Origin of the sequence: Streptomyces sp. NBC_00503 (genome assembly GCF_036346895.1) — a bacterium.
Lineage (GTDB): Bacteria > Actinomycetota > Actinomycetes > Streptomycetales > Streptomycetaceae > Streptomyces.
The window spans coordinates 406,794-419,900 of the sequence record NZ_CP107855.1; the positions used below are offsets into that span (position 1 = coordinate 406,794).

Annotated in this window: 15 protein-coding genes; 4 read left to right on the forward strand and 11 right to left on the reverse strand. The window is 72.8% G+C overall.

Features of this window, described 5'->3' with window-relative positions:
• Positions 1-17: 17 nt before the first annotated feature.
• On the forward strand, positions 18-1,436 hold the full coding sequence (locus OG490_RS01965) for a GH1 family beta-glucosidase (protein ID WP_330294521.1): 1,419 nt from the start codon (positions 18-20) through the stop codon (positions 1,434-1,436).
• A 3-nt stretch (positions 1,437-1,439) separates the two neighbouring features.
• Here the strand turns inward: OG490_RS01965 and OG490_RS01970 are convergent, their stop codons facing one another.
• Genes OG490_RS01970 through OG490_RS01980 form a run of 3 tightly spaced genes read right to left on the reverse strand, consistent with a single transcriptional unit; the run spans position 1,440 to position 4,143 of the window.
• Positions 1,440-2,270: a hypothetical protein gene (locus OG490_RS01970; protein WP_330294522.1), complete on the reverse strand. Its 831-nt coding sequence runs from the start codon at positions 2,268-2,270 to the stop codon at positions 1,440-1,442.
• Positions 2,267-2,923, reverse strand: a complete 657-nt coding sequence (locus OG490_RS01975) for a response regulator transcription factor (RefSeq protein WP_330294523.1) — start codon at positions 2,921-2,923, stop codon at positions 2,267-2,269. Before OG490_RS01975 ends, OG490_RS01970 begins: the two co-directional genes overlap by 4 nt.
• The gene (locus OG490_RS01980) at positions 2,911-4,143 is read right to left on the reverse strand and encodes a sensor histidine kinase (protein ID WP_330294524.1); all 1,233 of its coding nucleotides are present in this window, start codon (positions 4,141-4,143) and stop codon (positions 2,911-2,913) included. Before OG490_RS01980 ends, OG490_RS01975 begins: the two co-directional genes overlap by 13 nt.
• Positions 4,144-4,318: 175 nt before the next feature.
• On the opposite strand from OG490_RS01980, the gene OG490_RS01985 reads away from it, so the two are divergent.
• Positions 4,319-4,720, forward strand: a complete 402-nt coding sequence (locus OG490_RS01985) for a hypothetical protein (RefSeq protein ID WP_330294525.1) — start codon at positions 4,319-4,321, stop codon at positions 4,718-4,720.
• 127 nt (positions 4,721-4,847) lie between these two features.
• Here OG490_RS01985 and OG490_RS01990 read toward each other — a convergent pair whose 3' ends face one another.
• From OG490_RS01990 to OG490_RS02020, 7 genes are all read right to left on the reverse strand, one after another.
• The gene (locus tag OG490_RS01990) at positions 4,848-5,180 is read right to left on the reverse strand and encodes a TcmI family type II polyketide cyclase (RefSeq protein WP_330294526.1); all 333 of its coding nucleotides are present in this window, start codon (positions 5,178-5,180) and stop codon (positions 4,848-4,850) included.
• A gap of 20 nt (positions 5,181-5,200) precedes the next feature.
• Complete coding sequence (locus OG490_RS01995; RefSeq protein ID WP_330294527.1) at positions 5,201-5,680, reverse strand: SRPBCC family protein; 480 nt, start codon at positions 5,678-5,680, stop codon at positions 5,201-5,203.
• Between the two features lies 1 nt (position 5,681).
• Complete coding sequence (locus OG490_RS02000) at positions 5,682-5,939, reverse strand: phosphopantetheine-binding protein (RefSeq protein WP_330294528.1); 258 nt, start codon at positions 5,937-5,939, stop codon at positions 5,682-5,684.
• A gap of 31 nt (positions 5,940-5,970) precedes the next feature.
• On the reverse strand, positions 5,971-7,206 hold the full coding sequence (locus tag OG490_RS02005) for a beta-ketoacyl synthase N-terminal-like domain-containing protein (protein ID WP_330294529.1): 1,236 nt from the start codon (positions 7,204-7,206) through the stop codon (positions 5,971-5,973).
• Positions 7,203-8,486, reverse strand: coding sequence for a beta-ketoacyl-[acyl-carrier-protein] synthase family protein (locus OG490_RS02010; protein ID WP_330294530.1), 1,284 nt, complete (start codon positions 8,484-8,486; stop codon positions 7,203-7,205). Before OG490_RS02010 ends, OG490_RS02005 begins: the two co-directional genes overlap by 4 nt.
• Positions 8,483-8,929: a cupin domain-containing protein gene (locus OG490_RS02015; RefSeq protein WP_330294531.1), complete on the reverse strand. Its 447-nt coding sequence runs from the start codon at positions 8,927-8,929 to the stop codon at positions 8,483-8,485. Before OG490_RS02015 ends, OG490_RS02010 begins: the two co-directional genes overlap by 4 nt.
• 122 nt (positions 8,930-9,051) lie before the next feature.
• Positions 9,052-10,161, reverse strand: coding sequence for a SchA/CurD-like domain-containing protein (locus OG490_RS02020; protein ID WP_330294532.1), 1,110 nt, complete (start codon positions 10,159-10,161; stop codon positions 9,052-9,054).
• Between the two features lie 286 nt (positions 10,162-10,447).
• Here OG490_RS02020 and OG490_RS02025 point away from each other — a divergent pair, with 286 nt between their 5' ends.
• Entirely contained in the window at positions 10,448-12,082 is a 1,635-nt protein-coding gene (locus tag OG490_RS02025; RefSeq protein WP_330294533.1) for an FAD-dependent oxidoreductase, read from the forward strand.
• A 99-nt stretch (positions 12,083-12,181) separates the two neighbouring features.
• Here the strand turns inward: OG490_RS02025 and OG490_RS02030 are convergent, their stop codons facing one another.
• Positions 12,182-12,406, reverse strand: coding sequence for an acyl-CoA carboxylase epsilon subunit (locus tag OG490_RS02030; protein ID WP_330294534.1), 225 nt, complete (start codon positions 12,404-12,406; stop codon positions 12,182-12,184).
• A gap of 247 nt (positions 12,407-12,653) precedes the next feature.
• Here OG490_RS02030 and OG490_RS02035 point away from each other — a divergent pair, with 247 nt between their 5' ends.
• Positions 12,654-13,013, forward strand: a complete 360-nt coding sequence (locus OG490_RS02035; protein WP_330294535.1) for a DUF6204 family protein — start codon at positions 12,654-12,656, stop codon at positions 13,011-13,013.
• Positions 13,014-13,107: the final 94 nt, after the last annotated feature.

A 13,107-nucleotide genomic window follows, 5' to 3' on the forward strand; every position in this document is an offset into this window, starting at 1 on the left:
TCTTCCAGGAGCCTTCCATGACCACTGTCGACGCGTCCCCCGCCACGGGGGCGGCGCTCCCCTTTCCCCCGGGGTTCCGGTGGGGCACCGCGACGGCCGCGTACCAGATCGAGGGGGCGGCCGCGCTGGACGGGCGTACGCCCTCGATCTGGGACACCTTCAGCAGTACGCCCGGCAAAGTGCTGGGCGGCGACACCGGGGACACCGCGGCCGACCACTACTACCGGATGGCCGAGGACGTGGGCCTGATGAAGCGGCTCGGCGTGAGCGACTACCGCTTCTCGGTGGCCTGGCCGAGAGTGCAGCCGACCGGGCGGGGGCCCGCCCTGTCCCGGGGGCTCGACTTCTACCGGCGTCTGGTGGACGCGCTGTTGGAGGCGGGGATCCGGCCGGTGGCCACGCTCTACCACTGGGACCTGCCGCAGGAGCTCGAAGACCGGGGCGGGTGGCCCCGCCGCGAGACGGCCGAGCGGTTCGCCGAGTACGCGGGACTGGTCGCCGGGGCGCTCGGGGACCGGGTGGGCAGCTGGACCACCCTCAACGAGCCCTGGTGTTCGGCCTTCCTCGGCTACGCGTCCGGGGTGCACGCCCCCGGCCGCACCGAGCCCGAGGCCGCGCTGCGGGCGGCGCACCACCTCAACCTGGCCCACGGGCTGGGCGTACGGGCGCTGCGAGCGGCGCTGCCCCCGTCGGCGGAGGTGTCCCTGACGCTCAACCTCCACGTGGTGCGGCCCCTGACGGACTCGGCCGCCGATGCGGACGCGGCCCGGCGGATCGACGCGGTGGGAAACCGGATCTTCCTGGACCCGGTCTTCCGCGGGCGGCTTCCCGAGGACCTGATCCGTGACACCGCCGCCCTCACGGACTGGTCCTTCGTCCGGGACGGCGATCTCGCGGCCGCCTGCGAGCCGATCGACTGGCTGGGCCTGAACTACTACGCCCCCACGGTGGTCGCGGCCGCCGGGTCGCAGGCGCCCGCCGCCGAGCCCTCGCCATCGCCCTGGCCCGGGGCTGGGGGGCTCGTACGGTTCCCTCCCCCGCCCGGTCCCCGTACGGCGATGGACTGGCCGGTGGACGCGGGCGGGCTGTACGAGCTGTTGACGCGGCTGCGCGACGAGCTGCCCGGGGTGCCGCTGCTGGTCACGGAGAACGGCGCGGCCTACGAGGACCACCCCGGTCCCGGGGGCGAGGTGCGCGATCCGGAGCGGATCGCGTACCTACGGGAACACCTCGCCGCCGTGCACCGGGCGATCCGGGACGGGGCGGACGTGCGCGGCTACTTCCTGTGGTCGCTGCTGGACAACTTCGAGTGGGCATACGGCTACAGCAAGCGGTTCGGCATCGTGCACGTGGATTTCGCCACGCAGCTGCGTACGCCCAAGGACAGCGCGCGCTGGTACGCGGAGGTCATCGCCCGGGGCGGTCTCGCGCCGTGAGGTTCAGGGCATCAGCTCCAGGTACCGGGCGTCGACGCGGCCCGAGCCCACGGTGAGGTCCAGGGTCCGCGAAGAGGCTTGATCGGACAGCCCGGGTCCGAGGTCCACGCGGCCCGAGCCGATCCGGGTGGCGACCCGGAAGGTGGTGGCGTCGGGGACGGTGAGGGCGAGGCGGCCCTCACCGATGTCGGCGGTGACCTTCTGCGGCGGGCTGACGAAGTCGACGGCGGCCATGCCGGAGCCGACGGCGAGTTCGAGCTCGGGCGCGGTGATGGCCTCGGCGGCCACCCTGCCGGAGCCCACGCGGGCGCGGACCGGGCCGCGCAGGCCGGTGAGGTGGAGCTCTCCGGAGTCGACCCGTGCGTCGACGGCGCCGCCGAGGCCGCCGATGTCGATGCGGCCGGAGTCCGCGGTCACGGTGACCGGGAGGCCGGCGGGCACCGCGACGCCGAGCTGGACGGAGCAGGAGAGCCCCACGGTGAGCCAGGAGTCCTCGTCGGGGCAGTGCGGGGTCAGGGTGAGGGTGTCGTCCTGCCAGCTCTCCTCGATGACGGGCTTCTTGCTCGACCAGGCGATCTCGGCGCGGTAGCCGACCTGTTGGTCCCCGCGCGGGCGGACCGTGATGTTCGCACTGCCGCCCGTGATGCGCAGGGCGGTCACCGGGTGACCGGCGCTGCCGCCGTGGAGGGTGCCCGTGCGGGTGACCCCGTACGCCCCGGCCTGCCAGGCGGCGGGCAGGACGACGAAGACCGCGCCGAGCAGGGCGGCGAGGATCCAGGCGAGCCGCCGCTTGGGGCGTGGCGGGGCCACGGCTCCGGTCGGCGGGGGCGTCACGGGCTGCCGTCCAGGAAGCGCAGCACGGCGAGGACACGGCGGTGGTCGCCGTCGGCGACGGAGAGGTCGAGCTTGGCGAAGATGCTGTTGATGTGTTTGGCCACGGCGCTCTCGCTCACGACGAGCTCGGCCGCGATCCCGGCGTTGGAGCGGCCTTCGGCCATCAGGGAGAGCACCTCGCGCTCGCGCGGGGTGAGGCGTTCGAGGGGGTCCGGGCCGCCGCCGCGGCGCAGCAGGAGCTGGGCGACGACCTGCGGGTCGAGGGCGGTCCCGCCGCCCGCGACCCGGCGCAGGGCGTCGATGAACTCCTCGACGTCGGCGACGCGTTGTTTGAGGAGGTAGCCGATGCCGGCGCTGCTCGGGGCGGACAGCAGGTCGGCGGCGTAGCGCTCCTCCACGTGCTGGGAGAGGAGCAGGACGGCGGTGCCGGGGCTCTGCTGGCGGATCATGAGGGCGGCGCGGACGCCTTCGTCGGTGAAGCCGGGCGGCATCCGGACGTCGACGAGGGCGAGTTCGGGTTTGTGTTCCTCGACGGCGGACAGCAGGCCCTCGGCGTCGCCGGTTTCGGCGGCCACTTCGAAGCCGGCCATTTCGAGGACTTTCACCAGTCCGATGCGCAGGAGGACGGAGTCCTCGGCGATCACGGCACGCACGGCAGCTCCACGGTCAGGGTGGTCGGGCCCCCGATGGGGCTGTCGATCTTGATGCTTCCGTCGACCGACCCTACGCGTTTGCGCAGGCCGGTCAGTCCGGTGCCCCTGGCCGGGTCGGCGCCGCCCACGCCGTCGTCGGTGACGGTGAGCCGCAGTACGTCGTCGGCGGTCCGGGCGACGTGCACCGAACAGTGCCGGGCACGGGCGTGTTTGGCGATGTTGGCGAGGGCTTCGGAGACGACGAAGTAGGCGACGGCCTCGACGGTGGGGCCCGGGCGCACGGCCAGGTTCACGGTCAGTTCGACGGGCAGGGGCGCGCGGGCGGCGATGCCGGAGAGCGCGGCGTCGAGCCCGCGGTCCTCCAGGACGGGCGTGTGAAGGCCTCTGACGAGGCTGCTGAGTTCCTCGATGGCCTCCTTCGCCTCGCGGTGGGCCTCGTCGATGACGGCTTTGGCCTCGGGGGGCAGCCCGGGGAGGGTGGCGCGGGCTATTCCGAGGTTCATGGCGAGGGAGACCAGGCGCTGTTGGGCCCCGTCGTGGAGGTCCCGCTCGATGCGGCGGCGTTCGAGGTCGGCGGCGTCCAGGACGTCGGCCCGGCTCTCGGCGAGGTCCTCGACGCGGCGCTCCAGTTCGCGGGCCCGGTTGGGGCCCAGGAGCGAGAGGGCGGCGGCCGTGTCGAGCCGGGCGAGGAGGGCCGCGAACCAGGGTGCGGCCAGCAGCAGCAGGGCCCCGAGCACGGTGACCAGATCGAGCTGCCGGCTCCAGCTCGGGACGGCCCAGGACCACGCGTAGACGCTGGCGCAGACGGCGCCGGCAACCCAGGTGAGGAGCAGCAGTGCGCCGCCGAGGGCGGCGAGCGGGCTGACCAGGAAGTGGTAGCCGTACTGCCGCCAGGTCGCCTCTGAGCGCAGCCGTTCGCTCAGGCCCCGGAAGCTGTGCCAGGGGTGTTCGCGGACCACGGGCGGTATGTCCACTCCGAGCAGCGACCAGCAGCGGTTGCGCTGGAGGGCGGTGAGCAGCGGGGACAGCACGAGGACGAGCAGCAGCGGGACGGGGCTGTGTCCGGGGCCCGTGAGCAGGAGCATCAGGCCGAGCCCGAGGGGTAGTGCGGGCGGGATCGCGGCCGCCGTGAAAGCGGTGTTGCGCCATGCCCATGAGGACCAGGGCGCATGCGCCGTGGTCCAGGTGAATGTACGCCGCAGCGCGCCGGAACTTGCCATGTGCGTACGGTAATCGCCCTGGCCAGGGCGTTTCCACCCCGCTGGTACCCGGTCCGGGGTGTACCTGGCACCACCCCCGGTTCGGATCGTGGGGCTACTGATTCGGGCGGCCCGGCGGACGAGTCTTGTGGTGTGCCCGGCGGACGGACCGCGGGGCGGAAGGAGACCCACAGCCATGGCCCTCGTCGCACCGCAGTTCCGCACCCGCCCGGCCGTCCGCACGGCGCCCCGTGTGTCGACGGTGCTCACCGGAGCCGGGCTGGCCCTGGTGCCGTGGATGGTGGTGCTGGCGAAGACGCTGCCGCAGACCGTCGAGGTGTCCAACTGGGCCACCGCGTGGATAGGCCTGGACGTGATGCTGGCCGCGGGTCTGACGGGGACGGGACTGTTGCTGCGCCGCAAGGACACCCGGGTGGTTCCGGTGGCGGCGGCGACGGCGGCCCTGCTGCTGATGGACGCCTGGTTCGATGTCGCGACCTCGGCCGGGAGCGAGCAGACGCTGGCGCTGCTGCTGGCGTTCGGGGCGGAGCTGCCGCTGGCGGTGGCCTGCGCGGCGGTGGCGGCCCGTCGTGCGTAGGCCCGCGAGGGCGGGGCCGGTGGCCGGGGCCAAGACCGGGGCCGGTGGGAGGGCGGGGACGGTGGCGGGCCCCGCACCAGGTGGGTGCGGGGCCCGAGGCCTGCCGGTCGCGCGGGGCACCGTACGGCTATCGCGTACGGGGGCTCTCCCAGCGGTAGAACTCCTGGGCCATGGCGTCCTTGGGGCTGCGCCAGGTCTCGGGGTTGTGCGGGCTGACGTAGGCGGTGAGCCGGTCGCTGAGGTCCTGGAACTCGGGGTGGCTGGTCACCTTGGCGATGGCCGGGCCCGGAGGACGGTCGGACTCGATGAAGTGCATGTACACGTCGCCGAACTGGAAGAGGCTGCGGCGGGTGACCCCGACGAGGTGCGGCAGTTCGCCCGCGTCCGAGGCCGCGAAGAGCTCGGCGATGTCGGGGGCGGACTGCGGCGCCATACGGGCGACGATGAGAGCGCGGTGCATCCGGAAGTCTGCCTTTCGTCTCAGACGCGGCTGGCCGCGGGCGTACGGCTCTCGCGTTCGCGTTGTTCGATCTTGTCCCGGATCAGTTCCAGCTGGATCTTCGAGTTCTGGTTGATGCGCGCGGTCATCCCGGCGTCGTCGACGGGTGCCTGCGGCTTCATGGCGAAGTCCTGGGTCCACACCATCCGGGTGCCGCCCGGCACCTCGAAGTACTGCCAGTGGATGTCCATGTGCTCGAACGGGCCGGTCTCGACGCGGCGGGCGCGCACCGTGCGGGTGACGGGGTCGGGGGTGCGTTCGGAGACCCAGCTCCACACCGTGCCGTTCTCGTCGGGGTGCATGGTCAGGCGGAAGCGGGTGGTGGGCCCGTCCTCCTCCAGGATCTCCAGCGAGGCGTACTCGCTGAACAGCCCGGGCCAGGAGGGGAGATCGTTGGTCATCTCCCAGACGGCGTCCATGGGCGCGCTGACGGTGATCTCGTTCTCGGTGTGTCCTGCCATCTCAGGCTCCGGTCATCAGGCTGGTGTTGACGAGTTCGAGGAACTCCTTGGGGGTCTTGCAGCGGTCGGCGTCCGTGGGCAGCGCCCGGCCGCGCTTGTTCTCCAGCAGGCCCACGATGCCGAGCAGGCCCAGCGAGTCGAGGCCGAAGTCGTCGAACTTGGAGTCCGGACGGCTCTTCATCTCGGCCGGGTCGACGGTGATGCCGGCGCCGGACTTCATCAGGGCGGCCAGCTCCTCGACGGTCAGTCGTTCGGACATGAGCGGCTCCTTCTGTCTCTAGGAGGTGTCTCTAGGAAGGGATGCGGATCACGAGCGCGGCATTGGAGCCCATGAGGCCCCGGCTCAGGACGAGCGCGGTGCGCAGCTCCGCGGGGCGGGCGCTGCCCGTCACCACGTCGAGGTCGTGGCACACGTCGAAGACGTTCGGCGTGGGCGGGACGATGCCGTGCTCCAGGGCGAGCACCGCGGCGGCGGTGTCGAGGGCGGGGGCCGCGCAGTAGGCCCGGCCGGTGCCCGTCTTGGGCGCCGTGACCGGGACGGTGCGCCCGTGCGCTCCGAGGGCCGAGGCGATCGCGGCGGCCTCGGCCCGGTCCGCCTCGGGGGTGCCGAGGGCGTCCGCGAAGACCACGTCGATCTCCTCGGGGGCGCAGCCCGCGTCCCGCAGGGCCCCCCGGATGGCGTGGGCGAGGCCTTCGCCGGACTCGGCCGCCTTCTCGGGGTGGTGCGGGCCGGTGAAGGTAGCCGCGTGCCCGGCCAGGACGGCCCGGACGGAGGCGCCTCGGCGCCGGGCCGCCTCCTCGTCCTCCACGAGGAACATCGCGCCGCCCTCGGCGGGGACGAAGCCGCAGGCCTTGTCGGTGAAGGGCCGGTAGGCCCGCTCCGGGTCCTCGTGCGTGCTCAGCCCTTCGTAGCCGAGCTGGCAGACGATGGAGTACGGGGCCAGGGGCGCTTCGGTGGCTCCGACGAGCATGGCCCGGCTGCCCTGGCGGATGGCGCGGGCGGCGTGCGCGAAGGCGTCGAGCCCGCCCGCCTCGTCGGCGGCCACCACCCCGCAGGGCCCCTTGAGGCCCCGCCGGATGGAGATCTGCCCGGTGCTGGCGGCGTAGAACCAGGCGATGGACTGGTAGGGGCCGACGTAGCGCGGGCCCTGCTCCCACAGGTGTTGCAGCTCGCGCTGTCCGAATTCGCCGCCGCCGGAGCCGGCCGCGGTGACCACGCCGATCGAGAAGGGGTCGTCCTCGTAGTCGGCGCGGCCGAGCCGTCCGTCCTCCAGGGCGAGGTCGGCGGCGGCCAGGGCGTGGTGGGTGTAGCGGTCGGTCTGGACGAGGAAGCGCTCCTCGACCATCGAGGCCGCGTCGAAGCCGCGTACCTCGCCGGCGACGCGCAGCGGGAGGTGCTCGCAGCCCTCCCGGGTGATCCGGCCCAGGGCGGAGCCGCCCGACTGGGTCGCCTTCCAGAAGGCTTCGGCACCGATTCCGTTGGGCGCCACGACCCCGATGCCCGTGATGACCGTACGGTCGCTCACGAGACCACCTCCTCCTTCGACTCCTCGGACCGGCTCATGACGACGGCGGACTGGAAGCCGCCGAAGCCGCTGCCGACGGAGAGCACGCTGCGCAGCGTGCGCTCGCGGGCGACGCGCGGGACGTAGTCCAGGTCGCATTCGGGGTCGGGGGTCTCGTAGTTGGCCGTCGGCGGGACCACTTGGTGGGTCATCGCCAGGACGCAGGCGGCCAGTTCGATCGCCCCGATGGCGCCGAGCGAGTGCCCCACCATCGATTTGATGGAGGTCATCGGCGTCTTGTAGGCGTGGTCGCCCAGGACCCTCTTGACCGCCGCGGTCTCGTGGCGGTCGTTCTGCTTGGTTCCGGAGCCGTGCGCGTTGACGTAGTCGATCTCGCGCGGGTCGACCCGGGCCTGGGCGAGGGCGGTTTGGATGGCGCGGGCCATCTCCAGGCCCTCGGTGGTCAGGCCGGTCATGTGGTGGGCGTTGCCGAAGGTGGCGTACCCGCCTATCTCGCAGTAGACGGTCGCACCGCGGGCCCGGGCGTGCTCCAGCTCCTCCAGGACGAGGACGGCCCCGCCTTCGCCGAGGACGAAGCCGTCGCGGTCGGCGTCGAAGGGCCGGGACGCGTGGGCGGGGTCGTCGTTGTTCGGGGAGGTGGCCTTGATGGCGTCGAAGCAGGCCACGGTGATGGGTGAGACGGGTGAGTCGGAGGCGCCGGCGATGCAGACGTCCATCCGTCCTTCGGCGATGGAGTGGACGGCGTACCCGATGGCGTCGAGTCCGGAGGTGCAGCCGGTGGAGACGGTCTGGACCGGTCCGCGCGCTCCCGTCTTCTCCGCGACGGCGGAGGCCAGGGTGGCCGGGGTGAACGCGCGGTGCAGGTGGCGTCCGGCGAGCCGGTGGTCCACGTCCCACCAGGCGCCGGACTGGCTGACGGCCACGTAGTCGTGCTCCAGGCGGGTGGTTCCGCCCACGGCCGTGCCGAGGGAGACTCCGGTGCGCCAGGCCTCGTCGGTGCTGAGGTCGAGGCCCGCGTCGCGCACGGCCTCGCCGGCGGCGACCAGCGCGAACTGGATGTACCGGTCCGCGCGGGCCGCTTCCTCGGCGGTGAGGCCGTGTTCGGCGGGGTCGAAGTCGACCTCCGCGGCTATCCGGGAGCGGAACCCGGTCGGGTCGAAGAGGGTGATGCCGCGCGTGGCCGTACGGCCGTTGGACAGCAGGTCCCAGAAGGCGCTGGTGCCGATCCCGCCCGGGGCGACGACGCCGACCCCGGTGACGGCCACACGGCGGCGGGTCACGAGACCACGCCCGCACGGTCCGGCGGCCGCTCCCAGGCGGAGCCCTCCGGATGGACCGCCTCCTCGGTGTCCACGTGGCCCAGTTTCGGGTCCGGGGCCAGCGGGCCGAGGTGGAAGACCATGCGGGCCTCGGTGTCACCGACGTTGCGGAACCGGTGGCGCACGTTGAGCGGGACGAGGAGTCCCTGGTCGGTGAGGAGCGGGTGGGCCTCGCCGTCGAGGTCGACCTCCAGCGTGCCGCTGATGACGTACACGAACTCCTCGGAGTACGGGTGGTAGTGCTCGGCGATGTGCTCGCCCGGGGCCATGACGGCAAGGCCCATGAAGCCGCTGGTGCAGCCCACCGAGGTCGGCGTGAGCACGGCCCTCAGGTCCCCGCCGCGCCGGGTGTTGGGCTGCGTCTGGCTGAGGTCCACGATGTGCGGTGGGCGTTGTCTGGTCATGACGGGGATCCTCCTGGCGGTGGGGAGCCTGGACGGGGCTGGCGGGTGGGGGTGAGAAAGGGATCGGGGGCCGGGGGTCCCGCGGTCCGGGGTGGGGTGGTCGTGGTGCGTGCCGTCGAGGCTCAGTGCTCGGCGGGGGCCCGGCGGTCGGTGATCAGGCTCATGGTGTGGCGCAGGGCGGACGAGCTGTCATGGTCCCCGGCGGTCATCAGCCGGGCGAGGACGGCCGCCTTGCGCGGTCCGCGGACCCCGAAGGCGGTCTCCAGTCCGGAGCCCTGCGGGCCCCGCACGTCGATGAGGCGGACGACGATGTCGTCGCGCTGGAAGATGCTGCTGCTCACCGTGGGGGCGTCTGGGCGGTGGGCCGCGTCCTCGTCCTGGCGGGCCAGGAACCTGGCGAGCGCCGGTCCGCAGCCGGGCTTGGCGGGGTAGAAGAGGGCGTGCCTGCGGACGTCGGACCGGTCCTCGGCGCCCGCTTCCCGCGCGGCGACGTGGTGGACGGCCGGCAGCGCGGCCTTCATGAAGAACATCCGGGCGGACTCGGCGTCGCCGAGGTCGCGGTCCTGTTCCAGGTACGGATTGATGGCTTCTTCGACGGCCCGCACCTCGGGCTGTTCGGAGACGTGCCGCAGCGCCGACATCAGGTCGCCGCGGACCTCCACCGTACGCACGACGCGGTTGCCGTGCATGAACAGCGAGGTCCGGCAGAGCCGGGTGTGGCCGTCGACGTCGGCGGCCGGGGACGCGTAGCTGGAGAGGATCTGGGCCACCTTCTCCTCGCTGCCGGGCTTGACCGTGAAGGTCAGCGCGTGGCGCACGATGCCGGCGCCGAGCCGGGGCGATTCCTGCAGCCGTGCGCCGCCGGGGCGCCGGGCTTCCTGGTAGCCGCGGCCGGTCTCGCGCAGGACGGTGTACTTGAGCGGGCGCATGGCGCGGGCGCAGGCGCCGAGGGGGCGCACCTGCTCGGCGTGGTGCTCGCTGTTGACCCAGGCGAGGTACTGCGGGGCGCTCTCCCACTCGCTGGTGATGAGCCACTGCGAGGGGTTCTCGAAGGACTGGCAGAGCTGGTCGCTGATGTGCCCCGGTTCCGACGCGATGTCGTGGCGCATCTGCTCGTAGGCCTCGAAGAACCGCTGCTGGGCTCCCTCGTGGAGGTCCATCAGCAGGACCACCCGGAGCATGGAGCCGTCGAAGGCGGACTGTGACACCCGTTCGGACAGGGTGGTCGTCATCTGCTCACTCCTTCGTGAGGGCCCTTCGTGAGGGCGTGGAGTTCCATCGCGTACGGACCCTCGTCCGTCATGGGCGGTCACCGACCGGCCCGGCGGCCGCCTCGGGGGAACGGCAGGCCGGTGTGTCTTCGGGGGAACCGCTGTCGCTCATCGTCATCCGCGAGGGGACGTACCGCTACATCTCCGCATCAAGCGGGTGACAACGGGCGAATCGCCCGGGCCTGGCTGCCGATCGGGGGCATAAAGGAATGCACTCCCCCACACAGAAATCAGGAGCTCGCAGCTGATGGAAGACACCGCAGATGTTCGCGTACCGGTTCTCGTCGTGGGCGGCTCCCTCGTGGGTCTGTCCACCTCGCTGTTCCTGAGCCGTCACGGCGTCAGGCACATGCTCGTCGAGAAGCACGCCGGAACCTCCGACCACCCGCGCGGCCGCGGCATCAACGCCCGGACCATGGAGCTTTTCCGGGTGGCCGGGGCGGAGGGCGCCATCCGCCAGGCGGCCTCCGCGCTGGAGAACAACATGGGCATCCTCCAGACGGATTCCCTGCTGGGCGGCGACCACAAGTGGCTGGTCAAGGCCATCGACCCGGCGGGCGCGCTCGCCAAGTTCAGCCCGGCCGCCTGGTGCGTGTGCAGCCAGAACAACATCGAGCCGATCCTCGCCACGCAGAGCCGTGCGCAGGGCGCCGACATCCGCTTCTCCACCGAACTGATGAGCTTCGACCAGGACGCGACCGGGGTGAACGCCCTGGTCAAGGACCGGGAGACGGGTGAGCACATCACCGTGCGCGCCGATTTCCTGATCGCGGCGGACGGACCGCGCAGCCCCGTACGCGAGGAGCTGCGCATCACCCAGACGGGCAGCGGCGAGCTGTTCCACAACGTCAGCGTCACCTTCCGCTCGCGCCGGCTCGTCGAGGTGCTGGGCGATCTGCGCTTCATCGTCTGCTACCTGATGAAGCCGGGTGCCGACGGGGCCCTGCTGCCGGTGGACAACGACACCCAGTGGGTCTTCCACCTGCCCTGGCACCCGGACCGGGGCGAGACCCTGGAGGACTTCACCGAGGAGCGGTGCATCGCGCAGATCCGGGCCGCGATCGGCGTTGCGGACCTGGATGTGGAGATCGGCGGCAAGGCGCCGTGGCACGCGGCCGAACGGATTGCCGAGCGGTATTCGTCCGGTCGGGTGTTCCTGGCCGGCGACGCGGCCCACGAGATGTCCCCCACCGGGGCGTTCGGCTCCAACACCGGCATCCAGGACGCGCACAACCTGGCCTGGAAGATCGCGGCGGTCCTCGACGGATCGGCCGGGATCGGGCTGCTCGACACCTACGAGGCCGAGCGGCTGCCGGTGGCACTGGCGACCGCCGAGCGCGCCTCGGCGCGTTCGGCCGAACACAGCCACCCGGGGTACGCGCCGCCGCCGACCATGGCCGGCGGACCGGGCAGCGGGGTCATGACGACGGCGATGGCGTACGCGTACCCGCGCGGCGCGGTGGTCGGCGCCGACCCGGACCGGCCGGTCATCCCGGAGGGGATGCGGATGACGGGTGACGTCGGCACCCGCGCCCCGCACATGTGGCTGACCCGCGCCGACGGCGAGCGGGTGTCCACGCTGGACCTGTACGAGCGCTCGTTCGTGCTGCTCAGCGGCGCGGGCACGCCGTGGCGGGAGGCCGCCGAGCGGGCGGCCGAGCGGCTGTCGGCGCGACTGGACACGTACGTGATCGGATCCGCCGAGGGAGCCGACCTGGTGCAGGAGGCGGGCGCCGACTGGGCCGCGGTGCACGCACTGTCGCAGGCCGGGGCGGTGCTGGTGCGCCCCGACGGATTCGTCGCGTGGCGCTCGCACGGCGCGGTGGCCGATCCCGAGGCCGCACTGTCCTCGGCGCTGTCGCAGGTGCTGAGCCGGAGCTGAACCGGAGCCGACCTGCCCGGACCGCCGACCGCCGAGGTTGGTCCCCCTGCCGCCGGCCCGTAAGCGGGCCGGGGGCAGGGGCGTTTACGGGGCCCCGCGTCAGGCGCAGGCCCAGCAGCCCGCCCAGCAGCCTGAGCCGTGGTGCGCGGGGCGCCTGCGGCGGGCGGTGGCGGTGGCGGTGGGGCTCTGTTGCGCCGGGCCGGAGTTGCGGCGCGCGAAGCAGGCGACCACCACGGCGATGGCGGCGAGTTCCTCGGGGGCGGCCACGCCCTTCTCCACACGGAGCAGGCTGGCTATCGGGGCTATCGGTGCGTCCTTCAGCATCGTCACGGCCTCTCGCAGAGACGGATCGCGGGCCCCCCTCGCAGAGCCACCGAGGACTCCGGACGCAGCCGACGCTAGCGGCGGGCGGGACACCCGGCACACCGGGAAATCGGCGACCGCCCAGGTCAGCGGTGCGCGGACCGGGCGGCCACAGGGCTGCGACGGTGTGCGGGCACTGCGCCATCGGAGTGGCGGGCCGCCGGAAAACCCGGTGCGGGGGCCGAGGCGCGCGGCCTAGGCTGAAGGGATGAGCACCCGCACCTTCCGCATCACCGTCCGGGGGTCCTTCGACGGCCTCACCGAGGCGCAGCGCGCCGAGCTGCTGGCCGACGCGGCGCAGCACGACATCCTGCACGCGAAGTTCACCCCCGAGGGCGACCTCACGTACGACCTGGCCGCCCGGCCCTCCTTCACGTTCCGCTTCCTGGCCGGGGGCGAGGCCGAGGAGGACATCCTGGACGCGACGGCCCACGCCGAGCTCGCGGCCGAGGGCTGGCTGACGGAGCGCGGGTACGGCTTCAAGCGGCTCACTTCGCGGGCCCAGGACCTCACGCTGGCCCCGCAGAGCAAGCGCCAGCGGCAGGCGGCCGCCCGCGGGGAGGCGTAGGAGCCTCAAAGGTTCGCGCACCCAGCGCACCCAGCGCACTCAAAGCGCACGGCTCGGCCGAACGGCTCACGGGTGGGGCATTGATCGTGCCACG